Annotated in this window: 17 protein-coding genes and 2 tRNA genes; 15 read left to right on the top strand and 4 right to left on the bottom strand. The window is 56.6% G+C overall.

Annotation, left to right across the window (positions count from 1 at the left end):
- Positions 1-57: 57 nt before the first annotated feature.
- Entirely contained in the window at positions 58-276 is a 219-nt protein-coding gene (locus AC2A6O_RS24545; protein ID WP_148586711.1) for a hypothetical protein, read from the bottom strand.
- A gap of 182 nt (positions 277-458) precedes the next feature.
- Here AC2A6O_RS24545 and AC2A6O_RS24550 point away from each other — a divergent pair, with 182 nt between their 5' ends.
- Positions 459-728 (top strand): tyrosyl-tRNA synthetase, encoded by a 270-nt coding sequence (locus AC2A6O_RS24550; protein ID WP_148586712.1) that lies wholly within the window; start codon positions 459-461, stop codon positions 726-728.
- Between the two features lie 109 nt (positions 729-837).
- Complete coding sequence (locus tag AC2A6O_RS24555; protein WP_498931034.1) at positions 838-1,884, top strand: DmpA family aminopeptidase; 1,047 nt, start codon at positions 838-840, stop codon at positions 1,882-1,884.
- 183 nt (positions 1,885-2,067) lie between these two features.
- On the opposite strand, the gene glnA is transcribed toward AC2A6O_RS24555, so the two are convergent.
- Positions 2,068-3,477, bottom strand: coding sequence for a type I glutamate--ammonia ligase (gene glnA, locus AC2A6O_RS24560; protein WP_148586714.1), 1,410 nt, complete (start codon positions 3,475-3,477; stop codon positions 2,068-2,070).
- A gap of 127 nt (positions 3,478-3,604) precedes the next feature.
- The gene (locus AC2A6O_RS24565) at positions 3,605-3,943 is read right to left on the bottom strand and encodes a P-II family nitrogen regulator (RefSeq protein WP_006934743.1); all 339 of its coding nucleotides are present in this window, start codon (positions 3,941-3,943) and stop codon (positions 3,605-3,607) included.
- Positions 3,944-4,395: 452 nt separating this feature from the next.
- Between AC2A6O_RS24565 and AC2A6O_RS24570 the strand changes: the two genes are divergently transcribed.
- The 11 genes from AC2A6O_RS24570 (at position 4,396) to AC2A6O_RS24620 (ending at position 17,606) form a co-directional block, all read left to right on the top strand.
- Positions 4,396-4,557 carry a DUF1328 domain-containing protein gene (locus AC2A6O_RS24570; RefSeq protein WP_498931036.1) on the top strand — a complete coding sequence of 54 codons (162 nt, stop codon included), beginning with the start codon at positions 4,396-4,398 and terminating at the stop codon, positions 4,555-4,557.
- Positions 4,558-4,630: 73 nt separating this feature from the next.
- Positions 4,631-5,677, top strand: coding sequence for an HWE histidine kinase domain-containing protein (locus AC2A6O_RS24575; RefSeq protein WP_498931038.1), 1,047 nt, complete (start codon positions 4,631-4,633; stop codon positions 5,675-5,677).
- Between the two features lie 233 nt (positions 5,678-5,910).
- Positions 5,911-7,530: a CHASE domain-containing protein gene (locus AC2A6O_RS24580; RefSeq protein WP_498931040.1), complete on the top strand. Its 1,620-nt coding sequence runs from the start codon at positions 5,911-5,913 to the stop codon at positions 7,528-7,530.
- A 72-nt stretch (positions 7,531-7,602) separates the two neighbouring features.
- The gene (locus AC2A6O_RS24585; RefSeq protein WP_498931042.1) at positions 7,603-9,138 is read left to right on the top strand and encodes an NAD(P)H-hydrate dehydratase; all 1,536 of its coding nucleotides are present in this window, start codon (positions 7,603-7,605) and stop codon (positions 9,136-9,138) included.
- A 91-nt stretch (positions 9,139-9,229) separates the two neighbouring features.
- A tRNA-Leu gene (locus AC2A6O_RS24590) sits at positions 9,230-9,314 on the top strand.
- A 508-nt stretch (positions 9,315-9,822) separates the two neighbouring features.
- Entirely contained in the window at positions 9,823-11,172 is a 1,350-nt protein-coding gene (tig, locus tag AC2A6O_RS24595; protein WP_498931044.1) for a trigger factor, read from the top strand.
- A 252-nt stretch (positions 11,173-11,424) separates the two neighbouring features.
- On the top strand, positions 11,425-12,060 hold the full coding sequence (locus tag AC2A6O_RS24600) for an ATP-dependent Clp protease proteolytic subunit (protein ID WP_148586720.1): 636 nt from the start codon (positions 11,425-11,427) through the stop codon (positions 12,058-12,060).
- A 237-nt stretch (positions 12,061-12,297) separates the two neighbouring features.
- The gene (clpX, locus tag AC2A6O_RS24605; RefSeq protein WP_148586721.1) at positions 12,298-13,563 is read left to right on the top strand and encodes an ATP-dependent Clp protease ATP-binding subunit ClpX; all 1,266 of its coding nucleotides are present in this window, start codon (positions 12,298-12,300) and stop codon (positions 13,561-13,563) included.
- A gap of 330 nt (positions 13,564-13,893) precedes the next feature.
- Complete coding sequence (gene lon / locus AC2A6O_RS24610) at positions 13,894-16,323, top strand: endopeptidase La (RefSeq protein WP_498931047.1); 2,430 nt, start codon at positions 13,894-13,896, stop codon at positions 16,321-16,323.
- Between the two features lie 187 nt (positions 16,324-16,510).
- A complete protein-coding gene (locus tag AC2A6O_RS24615) occupies positions 16,511-16,786 on the top strand; it encodes a non-specific DNA-binding protein Hbs (protein WP_006934728.1) in 276 nt (91 codons plus the stop codon).
- A gap of 163 nt (positions 16,787-16,949) precedes the next feature.
- A complete protein-coding gene (locus tag AC2A6O_RS24620; protein ID WP_498931048.1) occupies positions 16,950-17,606 on the top strand; it encodes a hypothetical protein in 657 nt (218 codons plus the stop codon).
- Positions 17,607-17,608: 2 nt separating this feature from the next.
- On the opposite strand, the gene AC2A6O_RS24625 is transcribed toward AC2A6O_RS24620, so the two are convergent.
- A complete protein-coding gene (locus AC2A6O_RS24625; protein WP_498931050.1) occupies positions 17,609-18,973 on the bottom strand; it encodes a flavin monoamine oxidase family protein in 1,365 nt (454 codons plus the stop codon).
- 146 nt (positions 18,974-19,119) lie between these two features.
- Here AC2A6O_RS24625 and AC2A6O_RS24630 point away from each other — a divergent pair.
- A tRNA-Val gene (locus AC2A6O_RS24630) sits at positions 19,120-19,195 on the top strand.
- Between the two features lie 267 nt (positions 19,196-19,462).
- Positions 19,463-21,121, top strand: a complete 1,659-nt coding sequence (locus tag AC2A6O_RS24635) for a Na/Pi cotransporter family protein (RefSeq protein ID WP_498931052.1) — start codon at positions 19,463-19,465, stop codon at positions 21,119-21,121.
- Positions 21,122-21,392: the final 271 nt, after the last annotated feature.

The following is a 21,392-nucleotide window of genomic DNA, read 5'->3' on the forward strand; positions in this document are numbered from 1 at the left end:
GGACTTGTAAATTGCGACGGCCGGAAAATCGGGAGCGCAGATGCTCTCAGGCGGCGGTTAGTTGCCTGCCTGGCCGTTGGCACGCACTTTCACGCAGACGAATTTCAGCTCGCCACCTTCCCAGGCAAGGCGCATGCCTTCCGAGAGTGTCCGCGGGACGGCTTCGCTGAGTGCTGCCTGGCATTCCGTCTCATCCTGAAACGTGCCTTGATCGGCAACAGCCCAGACATTCGGACCACTTAAAAGCTGAATGGAAACCGCCATAATCACCCACATGGAAAACTCCTTTTTTCTTGCCGGACCGCGAGGGGCCGGCGACTTCAAACATACTTTCAAGCTTAATCCGGCGAAAGTGAAGCATCGTGATGGTGGTCACAGCCAAAGTTGCCGGCAAATCCTAAATTGAAATCATCAGCAGCGCACGGAAAGCCGCTGTTCAACAATCGAAAGGAGTCGTCATGTTTCGCAAGTTTGCAATAGCCGCCGTCACAGTCGCCACCATGGCTACCGCTGCCGTCACCATTACTCCGAATGAAGCTCATGCCAAGAACCGCGGCGGTGCGATTGCCGCTGGTGCCATCATCGGCCTTGCCGCCGGCGCCATCATCGCTTCCCAGGCTCAGCCGCGCTACTACCAGCCGGTCCGCTGCCAGAAGCGCCCGGTGACCCGTTGGAGCCGTTATTACGGCCGCTACGTTGTCGTCGGTTACCAGCGCGTCTGTTACTGATCTCATCCACAATGTCTGCGAATGGCCTCCTTCGGGAGGCTTTTTCGTCTTGAGATTTGGTTGATCCTGCTTTTCAACACGGAACAGTGAAATTTTCATCCGGTGTTCCATGTCGTCCAATCTCCCACAGTCTCCTTCCCGGGCTCATGGCCTCATCTGCGGCACTCTGGAGCCTGGTCCCCTGAACGCCATCACGGATATCGACGGTGTTGCTGTCGGCCATCGGACCTTGAACGAGGGCGATCTCAGAACCGGGTTCACCGCTCTTGTGCCACATTCCGGCAATCTCTTTCGCGAGAAGCTTCCAGCCGCTGTCGAAGTCATCAACGGCTTTGGAAAGAGCGCTGGTCTGATCCAGGTCGATGAACTGGGAACGCTGGAAACACCGATCCTGCTGACAAACACCTTTGGCGTTGGAACCGGCGTAAACGCGCTTATCCGTCGGTCGATTGCCGAAAACCCGGAGATTGGCCGCTCTACAGGAACCATCAATCCAGTGGTGATGGAATGTAACGATGGCTATCTGAGCGACATTCAGGCAATGGCCTTGAGCGAAGCCGATGCCGAGGCGGCCCTGAATGCGGCCGGTAGAACGGTTGAACAGGGCAGCGTCGGGGCCGGGACGGGCATGAGTGCCTTTGGTTTCAAAGGTGGTGTCGGCACGGCGTCTCGTGTCTTTGATCTTGGCGAACGTCAACACAGGCTTGCCGCTTTGGTGCTTGCCAATTTTGGCCGGCCCGGCGATCTGGTGATGCCGGATGGACGGCGACCGCACCCAAAACAGGCCAGGCAAAGCGAAGAACGCGGTTCTGTCATCGTCGTTCTGGCGACGGATGTGCCTCTGGAAAGCCGGCAATTGAAACGGATTGCGCGGCGGGCCGGGGCGGGGGTGGCGCGGCTGGGTGCCTACTATGGCAATGGAAGCGGCGATATCGCGCTCGCCTTTTCAACTGCCGCCAAGGTCGCGCACTTCGAAGAGGGTGACTTTGTCGCTCGCGATATTCTTAGAGAAGACAAGATCGATGTTCTGTTTCAGGCGGCTGCCGAAACGACGCAGGAATCCGTTCTTAACGCAATGATCGCATCTCCGGCGATGCGCGGACGGGGGCGCAGCAAGCGGCCGTCACTTGCTGACTGGTTGCGCGTAAACACTTAGATCTTGCGCGATTTATTTGAGTGAGATCCATTTCAGGCCGAGCTTGAGGCCTGCTGAGGGCGGTGGCCACCAGGGCACTTCCAGCGTCACAAGCATCCGTTGAATGCAAAGACATCGTTACGCCGACCAAACAAAAAGGCCGGGCAAATGCCCGGCCTTTCCGTTGATCTGAACCTGATGGGATCAGACAGAGTAGTACATGTCGAACTCGACCGGGTGCGGGGTCATTTCGTAACGCTCGACTTCTTCCATCTTCAGTTCGATGTAAGCGTCGATCTGGTCGTCGTCGAACACACCGCCAGCTTTCAGGAACTCGCGGTCTGCATCGACTTCTTCCAGTGCTTCACGCAGAGAGCCACAAACGGTCGGGATTTCTGCAAGCTCTTCGGCCGGAAGGTCGTAGAGGTTCTTGTCCATTGCATCGCCCGGGTGGATCTTGTTCTTGATCCCGTCGAGGCCGGCCATCAGCAGAGCGGAGAAGCAGAGGTATGGGTTCGCGGTCGGATCCGGGAAACGAACTTCAACGCGCTTTGCCTTCGGAGAAGCCGTGAACGGAATACGGCAGGAAGCTGAACGGTTACGCGAGGAATAGGCCAGCAGAACCGGAGCTTCGTAGCCCGGGACCAGACGCTTGTAGGAGTTGGTCGACGGGTTGGTGAAAGCGTTCAGCGCTTTGGCGTGCTTCAGGATACCGCCGATGAAGTACAGGCAGTTTTCCGAAAGATCGGCATACTGGTTGCCGGCAAAAGTCGGCTCGCCGTTATTCCAGATGGACAGGTGGCAGTGCATGCCGGTGCCGTTGTCGCCGAATACCGGCTTCGGCATGAACGTGGTGGTCTTGCCGTAAGCATGAGCTACCTGATGGACGACATACTTGTACTTCTGCATGTTGTCGGCGCAACGGGTCAGGTTGTCGAACTTCATGCCGAGTTCGTGCTGGGCAGCAGCCACTTCGTGGTGATGCTTTTCGGTCGGAACGCCCATTTCTGCCATGACGGACAGCATTTCGGAGCGGATGTCCTGAGCGCTGTCGACCGGCGGAACCGGGAAGTAGCCGCCCTTGGTGCGCGGACGGTGGCCGAGGTTGCCGGTTTCGTATTCGGAACCCATGTTGGACGGCAGTTCCGAGCTGTCGAGAATGAAGCCGGTGTTGTACGGGTCAGCGTTGAAGCGGACGTCGTCGAACATGAAGAATTCAGCTTCCGGACCGACGAACACGGTGTCGCCGAAGCCGCCGGACTTGACGTAGGCTTCTGCCTTCTTCGCGGTCATGCGTGGGTCGCGGTTGTAGCCTTCGCCGGTGACCGGGTCGACGATGTCGCAGAAGATCGCCATGGTGGACTGCGCGAAGAACGGGTCGATGTGTGCAGATTCCGGATCGAGGATCAGCATCATGTCGGACTCGTTGATGGCCTTCCAGCCGGCAATGGACGAGCCGTCGAAAGCAACGCCTTCAGCGAACATGTCTTCGTCAACGAGTGCTACGTCCATGGTGACGTGCTGCATTTTACCCTTAGGATCGGTAAAGCGCAGGTCGACGAATTTCACGTCTTTTTCCTGAATCTCCTTAAGGATTTCAGCGGCAGTGGTCATAGTGTCCATCCCTTTAGTTTTTCATGTGAACGGTTGGGTACTGTTCCGGTCCTGCAAAGTGTCTAATATTTGGCTCCGTTGCGTGGGACCGGAATTCGGATTGCCGGCGGTTGCCGGAATGGGTGGGTCAGATAGCGTCTATGCCGGATTCACCGGTACGGATACGGACTGCTTCTTCGATATTTGATACGAAGATCTTGCCGTCGCCAATGCGGCCTGTTTGCGCGGCGGATCTGATGGCGTCAACGGCTTTTTCAACCATGTCGTCGCCAAGCACGATTTCCACCTTCACCTTCGGCAGGAAATCCACGACGTATTCTGCGCCGCGATAAAGTTCCGTGTGGCCTTTCTGGCGACCAAAACCCTTGGCTTCCGTGACGGTGATGCCCTGGAGACCGACCTCTTGCAGAGCTTCTTTGACCTCGTCCAATTTGAAGGGCTTGATGATCGCTTCGATCTTTTTCATCACCTTGTGTCTCTCTCCACTTTAAAGGCCGGATAAGTTCGGCGTGCCCTTTTCCGGTGCGCAGGTCAAAGCGACCCACCCGAGCCCGGAAGGGACCGTTGTCAGCAATAAAGCACGATGTGTGCCAACCCGGCATGCCACCCCGGAAATTTTACCCGTTCGGGGAAATCCGCCACTAAAAGCGGCAAATTATACGAACGGAATGATTGCCTACCACACATGACATTGGTCATATGATGTTAAATTGAGCAAACAGATTAAAAAGTAGGCTGTATTTTATCATTTGGTCCAGACGTACATCCGCTGTGTGCATGGTGATTTGCACAATCTCACGTCAATCGAGTGCGGCAACAAGGCGGTGAAAAGGACGTAGGCCGAGATAGCGCAATTTCCGAGCGAGGAACCATCCTTATCGTTGTGCGTTGCAGACACACGGGAGAATGGAGACACTTATGCTCTTTTATGCTTTGGCTCTCGTGGCCATCGCACTTGTCGCCGGCACGTTCGGTTTCTTGGGAATGGGAAGTGCAACGGTGCCGGTTGCTCTCATCCTGGCCGGATTGTTTGGTGCGGTTTTAGTACTTTCGCTCATCGCGGGCGTGCTACGAAGGTAAACGCGAGAGTGCCAGTCCCTGCTGGTTTTTGATGAACGCAGCGTCTGGTCTGCAAATTTTAGTGAGGAAATCTTTGCGCAGGCTTACATGGCACAATGCCAGCCAGTCCGATGAGCAGCTTCGGGAATACCTCATTCTCGCCCTGTTGCGTTCGCGTACCTGCGTCATGCTGCAGGACGACTTGCTGAATTACCTCTACATCACGAACCTGCCGCATATTTGGTCAGCGCCTGTCGGGGATGCCCCGACGGATGAGGAAATCTTTGGTGCGGGCATCGGCAGGCAGCTCGGTGAGGCGAAGAAGGTGGTGCTGCAAACCGGGCAAGCGGCTAAACTGCAGGTCATGACCGACAGTGGTCAGATTTTTGAAGTCCACATCGAAACGATTGCCGGTGTCAAAGATGTTTCACAGGTTCTGACAACCATCGTCGACATCACTGAAAGCAGCCGCAGGGAGCAGGCGCTCAAGGATCTTCTGCTTGAGGTCAGCCACAGGTCGAAAAATCTTCTGGCGGTCATTCAGAGCCTTGCCACGCAGTCCGCGCGCTATTCAGGGTCCCTTGAGCAGTTCATAGCCGAGTTTCAGGGGCGTATCTTTTCCCTCTCCAATTCCCAGGACCTTGTGACGGAAGCTGACTGGTTCGGTGTGCGCCTTTTCGATCTTGCGCGATCTCAAATGCTGCTGTTCGGCGCAAGGCGCGTTGTTCCGATTTCTACGACAGGCGAAAACCCGCTGCTGACGCCCAATGCTGCGCTTTATGTGGGGCTTGGGCTTCATGAATTGATTGCTTCGACGTTTTCCGATTCAGGGCTGGAGGGTGTTGGCAACATATCTCTTACCTGCAAGACGATACTGCATCGGGGGCGGGCGTGTCTGTCCATCAACTGGACTGCCGGCTGTGCCGCTGCACCGGAAGCTGATGAGAAAACGGCAGGTAGCGTGGAAGAGCAGCACAGAAGTGCCTTTTCAGCGTTGTTGCTCGAAACGGTGTTACCGCAGTCCCTGAGCGGGTCTGCTACATTCAGTGTGTCCGCCGGCAGCATTTCGTACAGCCTGTTGTTTCCCAAAACAGACTACAACGTTCGCCGGGAGGGGCGTGAAGATATGATCTGGGCCTAGGATTTACGTTGATCTGCTTGAGGTCTTGAGGGAATACGTTCAACTTAACGTTGTTCCCGGATTTAAGCTTACGTATTTTTTGATTGATACTGTCGCGAATACTGAAATTAACAAATGTTATGAAGATTCTTGTTGTTTTCATGTTCGTTTTGCAAATGATTTTGTTGCCGGGCCCGTGAAAACTTTCTAATTCTGAGTCCTTCAAGCTTTCTTCCAGGGTCAGGCCAGCGGCGATGAAAAGACACATACCCCTTCTTGTGTTCGTGATAAGTGCGGCGATTGGCCTGTCGCTCACCTATGTCATTCTGGACAGGGAGCGGGCCGTTGAGCGACGCGAATTCGAAATACTCGCCGAAGAAGCTGTTGACCGTATTCGCGGACGCACCGAACAGAATTTTTCCCTCATTGCGGCAACGCATTCGTTTTTTGAAGCCGATCGCGGGTCGATATCTCGGCCCAAGTTTCAGAGCTTTGCCTTGGGGCTTTTCCTCAAGGGGCACCTGTCGGGAATGCAGGGGATTGGCTTCGCCAGATTGACACGGGCCGGTAGCGAGGATGAAGCCAGCCAGCTGTTGCTGGAGAACTATGACCTGGAACGTCAGGTCTGGCCGGCTACAGATCAGCCGTATCGTACTCCCATCGTTTTGATTGAGCCGCTGGATCTGCGTAACAAGGCTGCTCTGGGCTACGATATGTTTGCCGATGAAACACGCCGCAAAGCGATGATAGCATCAGCTGAAAATTTTGCCGTGAAAGCCTCGGCCCCTGTGATGCTTGTTCAGGAAATCACAAACGAAAAGCAAACCGGCTTTCTGGCGTATCTGCCCCTTTTGGCAGTGGAGGATGGCAGCGGAGAAACGCTGAACGGGGAAGATCGGATCGAAGGCTTTGTTTATGCGCCATTTCGTACCGGAGATCTGCACAAGGCCGCGCTGACGTCACCAACTCCGGTTCCTGTTCTCGTCAACACCACCGATGTTACGGACGGTGCCGCCGAACACCTTTATACATCGGAAGGTTTTGAAGAGCGTGCCGGAGAGGCGCGCTATCTTGTAACGCGGCAGATTGAAGTTGGCGGGAGAGTCTGGGAGATCTCGGTTATCGAAGCAGCCCACAAGGACAATGCCTTTCTTTATTGGCGTACCTTCATGCTTGGTTCGGTCTCTCTGCTTTTCTCCGCGGCTTTCGCGGTTTCGATTCGTTCCCGGTTGCGGGCGAGGGAGGCCAATCAGCGCCTGAAGGAAATGTCTGAAAAGACGATCCAGGAAAAGGACCTGATGCTTCAGGAAATGAAGCACAGGATCAAGAATTCGATTGCGCGCATTCTTGCAATTGCCCGCCAGACAGCCGGAGCTTCCGAAAGCCTGGAGGAATTCAACGATTCGTTCAGTTCGCGGTTGCAGGCGATGGCAAATGCCCAGGATCTCCTGACCCGCTCCAGATGGTCAAAGGCCGATCTGAAGGCATTGCTTCTGCAAGAGCTTGAACAGGTTTTCGGCGAAGGAGCCCAGGGCATCAAACTTGCGGGGCCGGCGGTTCAACTCAGTGAGACTGGGACCCATGCGCTCGGGCTGGTGTTTCACGAACTGGCGACGAACGCGATGAAATATTCCGATGTCTTTGCCCAGAACGGACGCTTCGAAGTGGTCTGGAGGGTCGTCCCGGCTAAAAAGGGCATGCAGCTTGAACTCGATTGGCTTGAGGAGACCGGCAAGGTGGTCGAGTCTCCGAAGACCTTCGGCTTCGGCAGCAGGCTTATGGAAGCCTTGGTGGCTGGCGAGATGAACGGCAAGATTGATCGGCAATTCACCGCCAAAGGTGTCGCCATCCGCATTTCCGTGCCTCTGGTCTGAACCTGGTTGCAGGGCGCGAGATCCGGTTCGGCGCTGTCTGAGGCCGGGGCGAAGAGAAGAGGTGGCTGAAAAATGAGCCTGCACGACGCGATGCTGCAATGTGCGCTGCTGACCCCGCAGGAAATGGGAACTGCGGACCGACTCACAATAGAGGGCGGCGTTCCGGGAATTGACTTGATGGAACGTGCAGGCCAGGCAGTGGCGAAAGCTGCCGCGGATATGGTGCCTGCATCTGGCCGGATTGTCGTTCTGTGCGGACCCGGCAACAACGGCGGTGATGGCTTCATTGCAGCGCGTTGTCTGGCCGCGGCGGGATACGACGTTGAAGTCAGGCTGCTCAAGTCACGAGATGGTCTGAAAGGGGATGCGCTTGAAGCTTTTCAGCGTATGAAACTTTCTGCCCTTCTTGCGGCAGAGGGCGATCATGTCGCGGGCGATTTAAACACTTCTCTGACAGATGCCGATTTGATTGTAGATGCTCTTTTCGGTGCCGGATTGGACCGGGCTTTGACCGGTGGTGTTGCGGAGGTGGTCCGAGCTGTCAATGCTTCCGGTACCGCTGTGCTTGCCGTGGATCTGGCGTCGGGAGTTCAGGGGGCAAACGGGGTGGTTGATGGCGAGGCCGTCAGCGCACGTGAGACAGTCACCTTCTTCCGTCAGAAGCCGGGACATCTGCTTTATCCTGGCCGGCAACTCTGTGGCCGGATCAGTGTTGCACAGATCGGCATCGAAGCGGGTGTGCTCGATCAAATCGCGCCCGCCGCATTCGCCAACGGTCCCGAACTCTGGTTGGGCAGTTGGCCGCAAGTCGCGCCCACCGGTCACAAGTATTCCAGAGGACATGCGGTTGTTTTCGGCGGGCCGGTTGCGGCGACAGGCGCTGCGCGGCTGTCGGCCGGGGCTGCATTGCGGGCAGGGGCGGGCCTCGTCACGCTGGCCTCGCCCCCGGATGCGCTTCTGGTCAATGCCAGCCATCTGACGGCAGTGATGCTGAAGAAGGTTGCATCCGAAACCGGAATTCGCGATCTCTTGTCTGACAGGCGCCTCAATGCGGTTCTGATAGGTCCAGGCTATGGTGTCGGGGAAAAGATGCGCTTGGCAGTTTCGGATATCCTGGATGGCAAGCGGGCAAGCGTTTTCGATGCCGATGCGCTGACGAGTTTCGCGGACGACCCATCCGAATTGTTCGTTCGTCTGAAATCGCATCCGGAGCCTGTTGTCCTGACGCCGCATGAGGGGGAGTTTGCCCGTCTTTTCTCTGATCTTTCCGGTGACAAGTTATCACGCGCTCGCGTGGCGGCGCGAAGATCCGGGGCTGTCCTGATTTTGAAGGGGCCGGACAGTGTTGTTGCAGCACCGGATGGGCGGGCGGCGATCAATTGCAATGCGCCGCCATGGCTTGCAACGGCAGGGTCCGGCGACGTGCTCGCCGGAATCGTCGTGGGTCTGCTGGCGCAGGGCGTTCCCGGCTTTGAGGCGGCGGCAATGGCGGTCTGGCTACACGGTGAAGCGGGCCGGGAGGCGGGGCCGGGGCTGACCTCAGAGGATCTTGGGACAGCCCTGAAACCTGCGCTTCGCACACTTGTGGAGAAGTCCGGTTTCCGATGAGGCAAAGCACCGCTTTTTCCTTTGACGGGAAAATTTGCGATGCTATAGAGGCCCCGCTTAAATCGCTGGGTGCCGCGTCACTCACTGCGATGCGGATGTGGTGAAATTGGTAGACACGCCAGATTTAGGTTCTGGTGCCGCAAGGCGTGGGGGTTCAAGTCCCTCCATCCGCACCATTCTTCTCTATGATCGATATTTCCATGCCTGCTGGTATTTGGGCTGATTAGGCTTCTCCCTTTGAGCCATGATCCGGTGCGGTCGTCACTTGGGGCTGGGTGTTGAAAGCCTTGCAGGCGCTACGCGCTCAAGTGCCACCTTGGTAAGGAGCATCGTTGTGGTGCAGCTGGTGCGACAGGCGCAGTGTTCGGCGGCGACATGTGCTGCGGGAATACCGGTGAAGCCAGGGGCGAACGTTTCGGCCCAGGTGGCCGGCAAAGATCAAATGACCTTGCCGAAAGAGCCGATTTCAGGCGATTTGCGCCAGCAAAACCCTTGTCTCCCCTTGACACTTTCGGGCCTACGCAGTATCGCGCTCCCATCGTGCGTCTTGGACTGTGTTCAAGGCGATGCGTTGCCGTTTGAACGCTCCCGGCAAAAGGGGAGTGCAGGCAATGCGGCACACGGGATTTTAAAAACGAAACCTCCGGGGCGGATTGCCGCTCGGGACCGAGGACGACAAAACCCATGCAGGTAACCGAAACCCTCTCCGAGGGCCTCAAGCGTGAGCTGAAAATCGACATTCCGGCTGGTGATCTCGCCGCCAAGCTCGACGATTACATGGCCGACCTGAAATCCAAGGCCAACATCAAGGGCTTCCGCCCGGGCAAGGTTCCGCTGGCCCATCTGAAAAAGATGTATGGCCGCCAGGCCATGGCCGAGATCCTGTCGAACACCATCCAGGAAACGACTCAGAAAGCCGTTGAGGAGCGCTCCGAGCGCCCGGCTCTGACCCCGGAAATCGATTTGCCGGAAGAAGATGCCGAGAAGATCATGGCCGGTGACGCCGATCTTTCCTTCAAGATGACCTACGACATTCTGCCGAGCTTCGAGATCGTCGATTTTTCCGGTATCGAAATCGAGCGTCCGGTCGTTGAAATCGCCGAAGAAGAAGTCGACGAGCAGGTTTCTCAGATTGCCAAGAACAACGCTCCGTTCGACGCGAAAGACGGTGCGGCTGCCGACGGCGACCGCGTCACCATGTCCTACCTTGGCAAGATCGACGGCGAGCCTTTCGAAGGTGGTGCCGACGAAAACGGCATGCTGGTTCTCGGTTCCGGTCAGTTCATTCCGGGCTTCGAAGAGCAGCTCGTTGGCGTGAAGGCTGGCGACGAGAAGGTCGTGGAAGTGTCCTTCCCGGACGACTATCCGGCTGCACATCTGGCCGGCAAGGCAGCAACCTTTGACGTCATCGTCAAGGAAGTTGCAGCTCCCGGCGAAGCCAAGGTCGATGATGAGTTTGCGAAGAACCTCGGCCTTGAGTCTCTCGACAAGTTGAAGGAAATCGTCCGCGGCCAGATCGAAGGCCAGTTCGGTCAGATGACCCGTCAGCGCGTCAAGCGCCAGCTGCTCGACAAGCTGGATGAGCACTATTCGTTCGACCTGCCCGAGAAGCTTCTGAACTCCGAGTTCGATGTTGTCTGGCGTCAGGTCGAAGAAGACATGCAGCGCAACGAGAAGACCTTCGAAGACGAAGAAACGACGGAAGAAGAAGCGAAAGCGGAATACCGCAAGATCGCTGAACGCCGTGTCCGTCTTGGTCTTGTCCTGTCCGAAATCGGTGAGCAGAACAACATCCAGGTGACTGACGAAGAACTGCAGCGCGCTCTTTACGACCGCGTCCGCCAGTTCCCGGGTCAGGAACAGCAGGTGTTCGAATTCTACAAGAACAACCAGCAGGCTCTGGCTTCCCTGCGTGCGCCGATCTACGAGGAAAAGGTCGTCGACTTCATGCTGGAACTCGCCAAGGTGACCGACAAGACGGTGACCAAGGAAGAGTTGGAGAAGCTGGTCGCTGAGGAAGAAGACGAATCCTAAGGTCAAACCGCTATCGAGAGCATCCTCTCGATAGCGGCCAATCTGGCCAATCGGTTTTCCCGTCTATCCCCAGATGTGGCTGCAGATTTAACCTTGCATTCACGCCGCATCTGTCATGACTTTGCGTTGAGGGCGACATCCCATATATACGGGGTGTCGCTTTTTTCGAGTCAGGCCCTGAATCGATGCGCTTCAAGGCCTGTTTCCTGTCTGGAGAGTCTCCAGGCAACATCTCAAGCATATGGATGAGGTATGAAGGATCCTGTCGATATCTACATGAACACTCTCGTGCCTATGGTGGTCGAGCAGACCAACCGGGGAGAGCGGGCCTTCGATATCTATTCGCGCCTGCTGAAGGAGCGCATCATCTTCCTGACCGGCCCGGTCGAGGATCATATGGCAACCCTGGTAAGCGCTCAGCTTCTGTATCTGGAAGCTGAAAACCCGAGCAAAGAGATCGCGATCTACATCAATTCCCCGGGAGGTCTCGTGACCTCTGGTCTCGCGATCTATGATACCATGCAGTTCATTCGTCCGGCTGTGTCGACGCTCTGCATTGGCCAGGCCGCTTCCATGGGCTCGCTCCTTCTGACCGCAGGCGAGAAGGGTATGCGCTACATCCTGCCGAATGCGCGGGTGATGGTGCACCAGCCTTCCGGCGGTTTCCGCGGTCAGGCGGCCGATATCATGCTTCATGCACAGGAAATCCTGGCTATGAAGCGCCGGCTGAATGATATTTACGTGAAGCACACCGGCCGTACTCTCGACCAGGTCGAGGGCGCGCTGGAACGTGACAACTTCATGACCGCTGAAAAAGCTAAAGAATTCGGGATCGTCGACAAGGTGATCACCGACCGCAACACGCTCGGCAGCGACGAAGAGAAGTGAGAGAGTTACCCGGCTTTAAGCATGGATTGAATTTCCACGCTTAAAGCCGGAAAATCCTCGGGTGATGCCGGGTTTTCATCTTCGCCTTAAACCTATATTGATTTTTACTGGCGAAGCATGATGACATCACAATGTGAAGTGGCGCGTGTGCGCCGCTTCTGAACCGGTTCAGTCATAATTTGGCCTTAACCGGAGAGATTAAGGGGAAATATCCCCCGTAAACGCGAGGTTGACTACATGACCAAGGCCAGCGGCAGCGATTCCAAGAATACGCTTTACTGCTCCTTCTGCGGCAAGAGCCAGCATGAAGTTCGCAAGCTGATCGCCGGCCCGACTGTTTTCATTTGCGATGAATGTGTCGAGCTGTGCATGGATATCATTCGTGAGGAGAACAAATCCTCGCTGGTGAAATCACGGGACGGGATCCCGACTCCTCAGGAAATTCGCGATGTTCTGGATGACTATGTCATCGGGCAGGGCAGCGCGAAGAAGGTTCTGTCGGTCGCCGTTCACAACCATTACAAGCGCCTCAATCACGCATCGAAGAACAACGATGTCGAGCTGGCGAAATCAAACATCCTGCTGGTCGGGCCGACCGGTTGCGGCAAGACGCTGCTTGCGCAGACCCTTGCCCGCATTCTGGACGTGCCTTTCACCATGGCAGATGCCACCACGCTGACCGAAGCCGGTTACGTGGGCGAGGACGTTGAGAACATCATCCTGAAGCTTCTGCAGTCCGCCGACTATAACGTCGAGCGTGCGCAGCGCGGCATCGTTTATATCGATGAGGTCGACAAGATCAGCCGCAAGGCCGACAATCCGTCGATTACCCGGGACGTTTCGGGCGAGGGTGTTCAGCAGGCACTTCTGAAGATCATGGAAGGCACTGTTGCTTCTGTGCCGCCTCAGGGTGGTCGCAAACATCCGCAGCAGGAATTCCTGCAGGTGGACACGACCAACATCCTGTTTATCTGTGGTGGTGCTTTTGCCGGTCTCGACAAGATCATCTCCGACCGCGGAACGCAGACCTCCATTGGCTTCCAGGCCAAGGTCCATGCTCCGGAAGATCGCCGCATTGGCGAGCTGTTTTCCGAACTGGAACCGGAAGATCTGCTGAAATTCGGTCTCATTCCGGAATTCGTCGGCCGTCTGCCGGTGATTGCGACCCTGGAAGACCTCGATGAGGACGCCCTGGTCACGATCCTGACAGAGCCCAAGAACGCTCTGGTCAAGCAGTATCAGCGTCTCTTCGAAATGGAACAGGTTGAACTGTCCTTCCACGAGGAAGCCCTCAAGGCAATCGCCCGCCGGGCCATCGAACGCAAGACCGGTGCTCGTGGCCTGCGCTCGATCCTTGAATCCATCCTGCTCGATACGATGTATGAGCTGCCGGGTCTGAAGGGCGTGAAGGAAGTCGTGATCTCTCCGGAAGTCGTGAAGGGCGAGGCGCGCCCGCTCTACATTTACGAAGACCGTGAAGAAACATCGGCTACCAGCGCCTGAGGCGCTGAAGTCTGTTTCCAGTGACTTTGACGAAATGCCGCTCCAACCGAGCGGCATTTTGTTTTTGGGCGACAGGGCCATGTGGTGCAGCGTTTTCCACCGGCACGATGAGTCGTCAACAGACAAGACCTGTGGGCAGCAACCGATTGCCTTGACACCGGCAGGTCTGGTGTCCACCTAATAGACCTAAGGACGGCTTATGCGGATTGTCGGCGCGCCCATCAGGGGTGCCGTGGTCTGGCCTTCAGGACCTTCGGTTCGAAGCCGTTTTCCAGTGTTTTGGCTGCCTTTTACCGAGTGGGGCCGGGACACGCTGAGAAAGGAAAAAAAATGAGCGACGCAGAAATTCGCGCCACAGATCAGGACAGCACGTCTGTCTACCCCGTCTTGCCCCTGCGCGACATCGTTGTCTTCCCGCATATGATCGTGCCGCTGTTCGTCGGCCGCGAGAAGTCAATCAAGGCGCTCGAAGAGGTGATGACCACCGACAAGCACATTCTTCTGGCGACACAGATGAATGCCGCTGATGATGATCCCAATCCGGACCAGATCTACAACGTCGGCACCCTTGCGACCGTGCTGCAGCTTCTGAAGCTGCCCGACAACACGGTGAAGGTTCTGGTGGAAGGCGGCGCACGTGCGCAGATCGGCGATTACACCGACCGTACCGACTACTTCGAAGCCTCCGCAACGGTTCTGCCGGAGCGTGATGGCGAGAACATCGAAATCGAAGCGCTTGCGCGCTCGGTCGTGTCCGAGTTTGAAAACTACGTGAAGCTGAACAAGAAGGTTTCGCCGGAAGTTCTGGGCGCGATCAACCAGATCGATGATTATTCCAAGCTGGCCGATACGGTTGCCTCTCATCTGGCAATCAAGATTCCGGAAAAGCAGGAAATCCTCGGCGTGGTTTCCGTCGCAGAGCGGCTTGAGCGCGTTCTGGGCATGATGGAGAGTGAAATCTCTGTCCTGCAGGTGGAAAAGCGCATTCGCTCCCGCGTCAAGCGGCAGATGGAGAAGACCCAGCGCGAGTATTATCTGAATGAGCAGATGAAGGCCATTCAGAAGGAACTCGGCGACAGCGAGGACGGCCGCGACGAGATTGCCGAACTCGAAGACAAGATCAAGAAGACCAAGCTGACCAAGGAAGCGCGCGAACGCGCCGCTGCCGAGATCAAGAAGCTGAAACAGATGAGCCCGATGTCCGCGGAAGCGACCGTCGTGCGCAATTATCTGGACTGGATGATCGGCATTCCGTGGAACAAGAAGTCCAAGGTCAAACACGATCTTGCCTTCTCTGAGAAGGTTCTCGACACCGACCATTATGGCCTGGAGAAGGTCAAGGAACGGATCGTGGAGTATCTGGCGGTGCAGAGCCGGGCCAACAAGCTGCGTGGTCCGATCCTGTGTCTCGTTGGCCCTCCCGGCGTCGGCAAGACCTCGCTCGGCAAGTCGATTGCGAAGGCCACGGGCCGTGAATTCGTTCGCATGTCGCTTGGCGGAGTGCGTGACGAAGCGGAAATCCGCGGTCACCGCAGGACGTACATCGGCTCGATGCCCGGCAAGGTCATTCAGTCGATGAAGAAGGCGAAGAAGTCCAACCCGCTCTTCCTGCTCGATGAAATCGACAAGATGGGCATGGATTTCCGCGGCGATCCGTCTTCGGCTCTGCTGGAAGTGCTGGATCCGGAACAGAACTCGTCCTTCATGGACCACTATCTGGAAGTAGAATACGACCTCTCGGATGTGATGTTCGTGACGACGGCGAACACGCTGAACATTCCGGGCCCGTTGATGGACCGTATGGAAGTGATCCGCATTGCCGGCTACACGGAAGAAGAGAAGGTGGAAATCTGCCGCCGTCACCTCATTCCGAAAGCCGAGAAGGATCACGGCCTGCGTGAAGGTGAGTTCTCCATCGAGGATGAAGCGCTTCACTTCATTGTGCGCCGCTACACCCGTGAAGCGGGTGTGCGTAACCTTGAGCGTGAAATGGCGACCCTGGCCCGTAAGGCGGTCAAGGACATCCTGATGAGCGAAAAGGAAAGCATCACGGTGACGAGCGAAGTTGTCGAGAAATATCTCGGCGTGCCGCGTTACCGTTACGGTGAAGCAGAACTTGAAGATCAGGTCGGTGTCGTGACTGGCCTTGCCTGGACGGAAGTCGGCGGTGAGTTGCTCACCATCGAAGGCGTCATGATGCCTGGTAAAGGCAAGATGACCGTCACCGGCAACCTGAAAGACGTGATGAAGGAATCGATTTCTGCAGCGGCGTCCTACGTCCGTTCGCGGGCGATCGATTACGGCATCGAACCGCCGACCTTCGAGAAGAAGGACATTCACGTCCACGTTCCGGAAGGCGCCACCCCCAAGGATGGCCCGTCCGCGGGTATTGCCATGGCAACGGCTGTGATCTCGACCATGACCGGAATTCCGGTTCGCCGGGATGTGGCGATGACTGGTGAAATCACCCTGCGCGGTCGCATCCTGCCGATCGGTGGTCTGAAGGAAAAGCTGCTGGCCGCTCTGCGTGGAGGCATCAAGCTGGTCATGATCCCGGAAGACAACGCCAAGGATCTGGCGGACATTCCGGACTCGGTCAAGAACTCGCTTGAGATCATCCCGGTTTCGGGCATGGAAGAAGTGCTGAAAAACGCTCTTATTCGCCAGCCTGAACCCATCGAATGGGATGAGACAGCCCACGAGGCCGCAACCAAAGCGCGTGAAAAGGACGATGACGCCTCCGGCGTTCTTGCCCACTAATCGCGACATTGCAGTGCATAAATTGGAAAGCCCCGGGAAAACCGGGGCTTTTCTTTTGAATAATCGGTCGAAATGGCTGTTTTCTGCGAAAAAACCACTTGCGTTTCAGTTCAAATCAACCGAATTTCGCGCAACGGCGCTGACAGGAATCGTCGGCAATCTGCCGTTTCTTAGAAAGGTATCTGCTATGAATAAGAACGATCTGATCGCAGCTGTTGCAGAAAAGACCGGCCTCACCAAGGCGCAGGCAGGCGAAGCAGTTGACGCAACTTTTGATGCTGTGACCCAAACGCTGAAAAGCGGTGACGAAGTCCGCATCATCGGTTTTGGTAACTTCACTGTTTCCGAACGTGCAGCAACCGAAGGCCGTAATCCGCGGACTGGCGAAACGATTCAGATCCCGGCTTCTAAGACGCCGAAGTTCAAGGCCGGCAAAGGCCTGAAGGACGCCGTGAACGCCTAATAGCGCTCACCTGCGATTTCTTCGCTGAGCCCCGTATCCGGAAACGGATGCGGGGTTTTTCTTGTCTGGCTGATCTATTTTGGGTGGAGGGCTGGCGACGTGCGCCGTCTTCAGTATAGTCCGCCTGTCGTGAGGCGATGACAATTGCTCGACAGGAGTTCGAATGTCACTGCAAGCCTTGATCCGCAGGCGCCAGCGGGCGCTTTTTGATGCCTGGGTCCGTAACCCTCTGGTGCAGGTTCAGGTGGAACACCCTGAAGCCCTCGGCCGCCTGGTGTTCCTCGATGATTTTGATGATGACGTACACACTGCCAAAGTCGGCAGGAGCAGCCTGAAAAACGTTGCTGTCGTGCAGAAACCCGGCAATCCTGATGAATATGCCAGCGTCTGGGTGAGGGCGGGTTATTCTTCCTATCAGAAAGCCTGGCTGCGTTTTGTCGAACAGGTCTATGGCATCAAGGCGACGCCATCCGACCTTGCCGGCTATAATATCGATCACCTTCTCAACAAGGCGCGCAGTCCCAACAAGGCCGGTTTCATTCGGGTCGAGGCTATCAATGATGCCGTCAATCAGGCCTGGGGCGGCTTGTTCGAACGTGCCGCCAGCAATCCCGACTTCAGCGCAAATCAGAATCGTCTTCGCCGGACGATGTCCTGGATTATAGCCGCAAAGCTCATGGATCAGCCGCCGCCGAGGGGACCGAACGATCAGCAAGGGATTGCCCGTCTGGTGCAGTTCTTCAATCAGAACGGACTTGCCGCGGACAACCCGCAGCGCGGGCTCGCCGACATGCTCCAGTTTGCCTACAAGTTCCAGTAGGCTTACCTGGCGTGCGCTATTGCCTCTTGCGCGACGCGTTGTCCGGAAAGCCAGGCGCCGTGTACGGTTGCCGGATAGTCGGCAACTGTTGCTTCTCCAGCAAAGAAGACCCGGCTGTTGAGGTCCGCAGCCAGAGCCGTTCTTGCACCGGGCGCCACATCAACCGGCAAGAAAGAGTAGGAGCCTTGTGTCCAATTATCCTCTTGCCAGGCTGAGCTTATGCTGGCGACAGGTGGCGGTATGTCGCGTCCGAACATGGTCTGCAGCGCTTCAAAGGCGGCGCGTCTGCGGGTCTCTTCACTGAGCTTTTCAAGTTCCAGCGCAAAGGCTCCGGCATTCAGCGCGCAGAGAATCGGTTTTCCAGTGACGGGAAAAAGATTTGGCCAATAGGCAAATGCGTCATGGGTGGTGGAGATGCGGCCGAAATTCAGGACGGTTTCGTGCCAGAAGGGTTCTGGAAACGACAGATAGACCTTGTCGAGCAAGCCCATCCCGAGAGCATCGATAGCGCGGCACTTGGTATCGGGGAGAGGCGGGGAAAAGGCGATTGAACCGGCCTTCAGGGCACCGAGAGGCACAGTGCAGACCGCATAATCGGCCTCAAGAACCTTGCCAGCGACGCTGACGCTGACGCCTTTCGAGGAATGCTCGATGCGGTCCACGACGGCTTCGGTGAGGATGGTCAATCCTTGTGATACCCCTAGTGCAATCTTGTCGTAGCCGTTCGGCAGCACCGCATCTGGTCCACCAAATGCCGTGCCTTCGTCTACGCCCGCCAGCGACAATTCGGTGGCTGAAGCTGCGAATTCCTGTTCCAGCAGGCTATGCGCCAGAAAGCCGATTTCGGCATCTGTGAGCTGCAACAGGGATCTCTGTTGGCGAATCTTCCTGATGGCGTTCTTGGCAGAAATCCGGGAGAGGGAGGTTTCATTTTCCTCCATGAAGCCCTCCAGAGCATCTGCGAAGATCTCGAAACGCTCGACCGAGCGGCCATCATGTCCGGTCAGATCGAAGACCTCCTCGTTATCATAGTCCCAGTCGAACAGTGGTTGAGAGAAACGCTGTGCGAGTTCCGTGATCGGGTTGGCTCTGGTTCCGTGGATCCAGCTTGCTCCAAGATCCAGCGGCGTACCCAGTGACCTGTCAGTATGCAGACGGCCGCCGATCCGGCTGCGAGCCTCAAGCACGATTACAGAAAAACCACTGTCTGCCAGCGTTTTCGCGGCAGCCAAACCGGCGATACCTGCGCCGATGACCAACGCTTTGCGGCCATTGGCAGAAGAGGCAGCGCGGGCCCCTTTCAAAAGCGGCAGAGCGAAGAGACCTGACAAAATTCCTGTCAGAATTGACCGGCGTGACGTCAGCATGGTGTTGGCTTTCTCCTGCTTCCGGAATAGCCAGTTTGCCTTCAGTTCCCACCGTCATCCACAGGCTTTGTCATGGAATTAGAAATCTGAGATTTTGCTCTTGCCAAGCAGCTGGCGAGCCCCTAAAAGGCGTCTCACCTCGTTGAGGGCGATTAGCTCAGTTGGTAGAGCGCTTCGTTTACACCGAAGATGTCGGGAGTTCGAGTCTCTCATCGCCCACCATTCCCTCTCTTAAAATCCGCCAATTGAACCCACGGTGTAGGTGCATCGGGGGCTATTTGCATTGTTTGCTGTCGTTAGGCTACGCCAAGCGACTGGCTGGCGGAGACGGTCAAACTCACGTTGCCTCCCGGGTTCCTGCGCTCGGTTGCACTTTTGTGCTGTGTTGATTTCGTTTTGCCTTCGATTGGTGAGTTTTCTTTTTCCTTTTTGTCCGATAAACTTCTTCGGCTAAATAAAAAACTTGTTTGAAGGTAGCTACTTGGCGCGATGGGGATCCTAGTTTTCATCAAGATGTTCGGGGCGGTCATGCTGCTCCTGTACGCGGTTCGGATGGTGCGAACGGGGTTCGAAAGAGCTGCCGGGCCCTCTCTCAGGCGTGCCATTGGCAAGGCGTCTGCCGGGCCGGTTGCCGGCGCCTTGTCGGGAACAGCTGTTGCCATCTTGCTGCAAAGCGCAACAGCGGTTGCGATTCTGGCGGCAGGATTTGCGACATCCGGTTTTATCACCACCGCTGCCGGATTGGCGGTGCTGCTGGGGGCCGATCTCGGCTCGGCGCTTGTCGTTCAGTTCCTTGTCTTCGATCTCAGTTGGCTGGTGCCTCTCTTGTTGGGAGGTGGCGCCTGGCTGTTCCTGAAGCTCGACGCGCGCTCTGCAAAGCAGATCGGACGCATTCTCCTGGGAATCGCCTTCATTCTGATTGCGCTGCAAATGATCGGCGAGGCGACAACGCCTTTGAAGGAAGCGCGGTTCATGCCGCAGTTTGCAGGCTACCTTGCGCAGGACACGCCGACGGCAATGGCCGTTGGCGCTCTGCTGGCGTTTCTGGTGCATTCCAGCGTGGCAGCCGTTCTGATGATCGCTGCCCTGGTGCAGAAGACTGGCCTGCCGCACGAGGCCGCCATTCCGCTTGTGCTGGGGGCAAACATCGGTGCCGGTATCGTCGCGCTCTGGCTGACGCGCGGCATGGACCGCAAGGCCAAGCTTCTGCCACTCGGAAATTTTGTGTTCAGATCCACCGGTGCTGTGCTGGTGATGCTGGCGCTAGAAGTTCACGATCTGCCGCTGGCAGCGCTCAGCACGGATCCGGCACAGCAGATTGTTGCCGTTCATGTCCTCTTCAATCTTCTTCTCGTTCTTGTCTGTCTGCCACTGACGAAGCCGGTGGCCTGGCTGGTTGAGCGCCTGGTGCCTGACACAGAGGAAGCAGAGGAGAGGGACCGGCTGATGCCGCAAAGCGCGCTCGACAAACAACTGATCGGCAACCCCAGGCTCGCCCTTGCCAGCGCCACACGCGAGTTGCTGCGCATGGGAGAGCTGGTCGAGGTGATGGCCAGACCGGTTCTCATGATGCTGGAGAAGGGCAGTGAGCCGGAAATCAGGCGCCTGCAGCAGTTGGACAATCAGGTCAACGCGATCCACTCCTCGGTCAAACTCTATATCGCGGAGGTAAACCGAGGAGAGCTGACCGGAGAACAGGCCGAACGCAGCATGGAACTGGTCGGTTTCGCGGTCAATCTGGAGAGGGCAGGTGACCTGGTGGCAAAGAACCTTCTCGAACTTGCGCTTGAACTGCAGAAAAACAAGATCAGCTTTTCGCAGGAAGGGCTGAAGGAGCTGACCTGGATGCACGACCGCGTTCTGGCAAATATGGAGTTGGCCCTCAATGTGCTGGTCTCCGCCGATGTCGCTTCCGCGCGTGAGCTGATTGCAGAAAAAGACAAGATGCGCACGCTGGAGAGGGAAAGCCATAACCGGCATCTTGAGCGATTGAAGTCCAAGACGGTTGAGAGCATGGAATCGAGCAACGCCCATCTGGAGGTGATGCGCAGTCTCAAGGAAATAAATTCTTTGTTCGCTGCCGCGGCCGTTCCAATTCTCGCCAAGGAAGGCCTGCTGCGCGACACGCGGCTGGTGCCTGCGGAATAATAATGCCCGGCCAGCTTGCGGGAGCCGCGCAAACCTGAGTCACCTTGTGTGCCGGCGAAACGGTCTTGCTTGAAGCCAACAGAAAATGGCCGCTCAAGGCACAGACAATTCCGTTACGAAACAGGAAGTTATCCACACTGAATGGCAAAGCAGCCTTGGGGAAAATCTGCGATTGGGCGCGGCTTTGTCAAAAAACGGCAATTCGGATGGAATAGGGTGCTTGACTTCCCAAACCAGCCGCCGTACATCAGCGCCACTTCAGGGCGACAAC

The sequence above is a fragment of the Labrenzia sp. ATLA3 genome (assembly GCF_057180185.1).

Coding starts and splice junctions, on each gene's coding strand:
- AC2A6O_RS24550 (WP_148586712.1), top strand. CDS start 459: ATGTTTCGCAAGTTTGCAATAGCCGCCGTCACAGTCGCCACCATGGCT.
- lon (WP_498931047.1), top strand. CDS start 13,894: ATGAGCGACGCAGAAATTCGCGCCACAGATCAGGACAGCACGTCTGTC.
- AC2A6O_RS24620 (WP_498931048.1), top strand. CDS start 16,950: ATGTCACTGCAAGCCTTGATCCGCAGGCGCCAGCGGGCGCTTTTTGAT.
- tig (WP_498931044.1), top strand. CDS start 9,823: ATGCAGGTAACCGAAACCCTCTCCGAGGGCCTCAAGCGTGAGCTGAAA.
- AC2A6O_RS24625 (WP_498931050.1), bottom strand. CDS start 18,973: ATGCTGACGTCACGCCGGTCAATTCTGACAGGAATTTTGTCAGGTCTC.
- AC2A6O_RS24580 (WP_498931040.1), top strand. CDS start 5,911: ATGAAAAGACACATACCCCTTCTTGTGTTCGTGATAAGTGCGGCGATT.
- AC2A6O_RS24600 (WP_148586720.1), top strand. CDS start 11,425: ATGAAGGATCCTGTCGATATCTACATGAACACTCTCGTGCCTATGGTG.
- AC2A6O_RS24635 (WP_498931052.1), top strand. CDS start 19,463: ATGGGGATCCTAGTTTTCATCAAGATGTTCGGGGCGGTCATGCTGCTC.
- AC2A6O_RS24615 (WP_006934728.1), top strand. CDS start 16,511: ATGAATAAGAACGATCTGATCGCAGCTGTTGCAGAAAAGACCGGCCTC.
- AC2A6O_RS24565 (WP_006934743.1), bottom strand. CDS start 3,943: ATGAAAAAGATCGAAGCGATCATCAAGCCCTTCAAATTGGACGAGGTC.
- clpX (WP_148586721.1), top strand. CDS start 12,298: ATGACCAAGGCCAGCGGCAGCGATTCCAAGAATACGCTTTACTGCTCC.
- AC2A6O_RS24545 (WP_148586711.1), bottom strand. CDS start 276: ATGTGGGTGATTATGGCGGTTTCCATTCAGCTTTTAAGTGGTCCGAAT.
- AC2A6O_RS24555 (WP_498931034.1), top strand. CDS start 838: ATGTCGTCCAATCTCCCACAGTCTCCTTCCCGGGCTCATGGCCTCATC.
- glnA (WP_148586714.1), bottom strand. CDS start 3,477: ATGACCACTGCCGCTGAAATCCTTAAGGAGATTCAGGAAAAAGACGTG.
- AC2A6O_RS24570 (WP_498931036.1), top strand. CDS start 4,396: ATGCTCTTTTATGCTTTGGCTCTCGTGGCCATCGCACTTGTCGCCGGC.
- AC2A6O_RS24585 (WP_498931042.1), top strand. CDS start 7,603: ATGAGCCTGCACGACGCGATGCTGCAATGTGCGCTGCTGACCCCGCAG.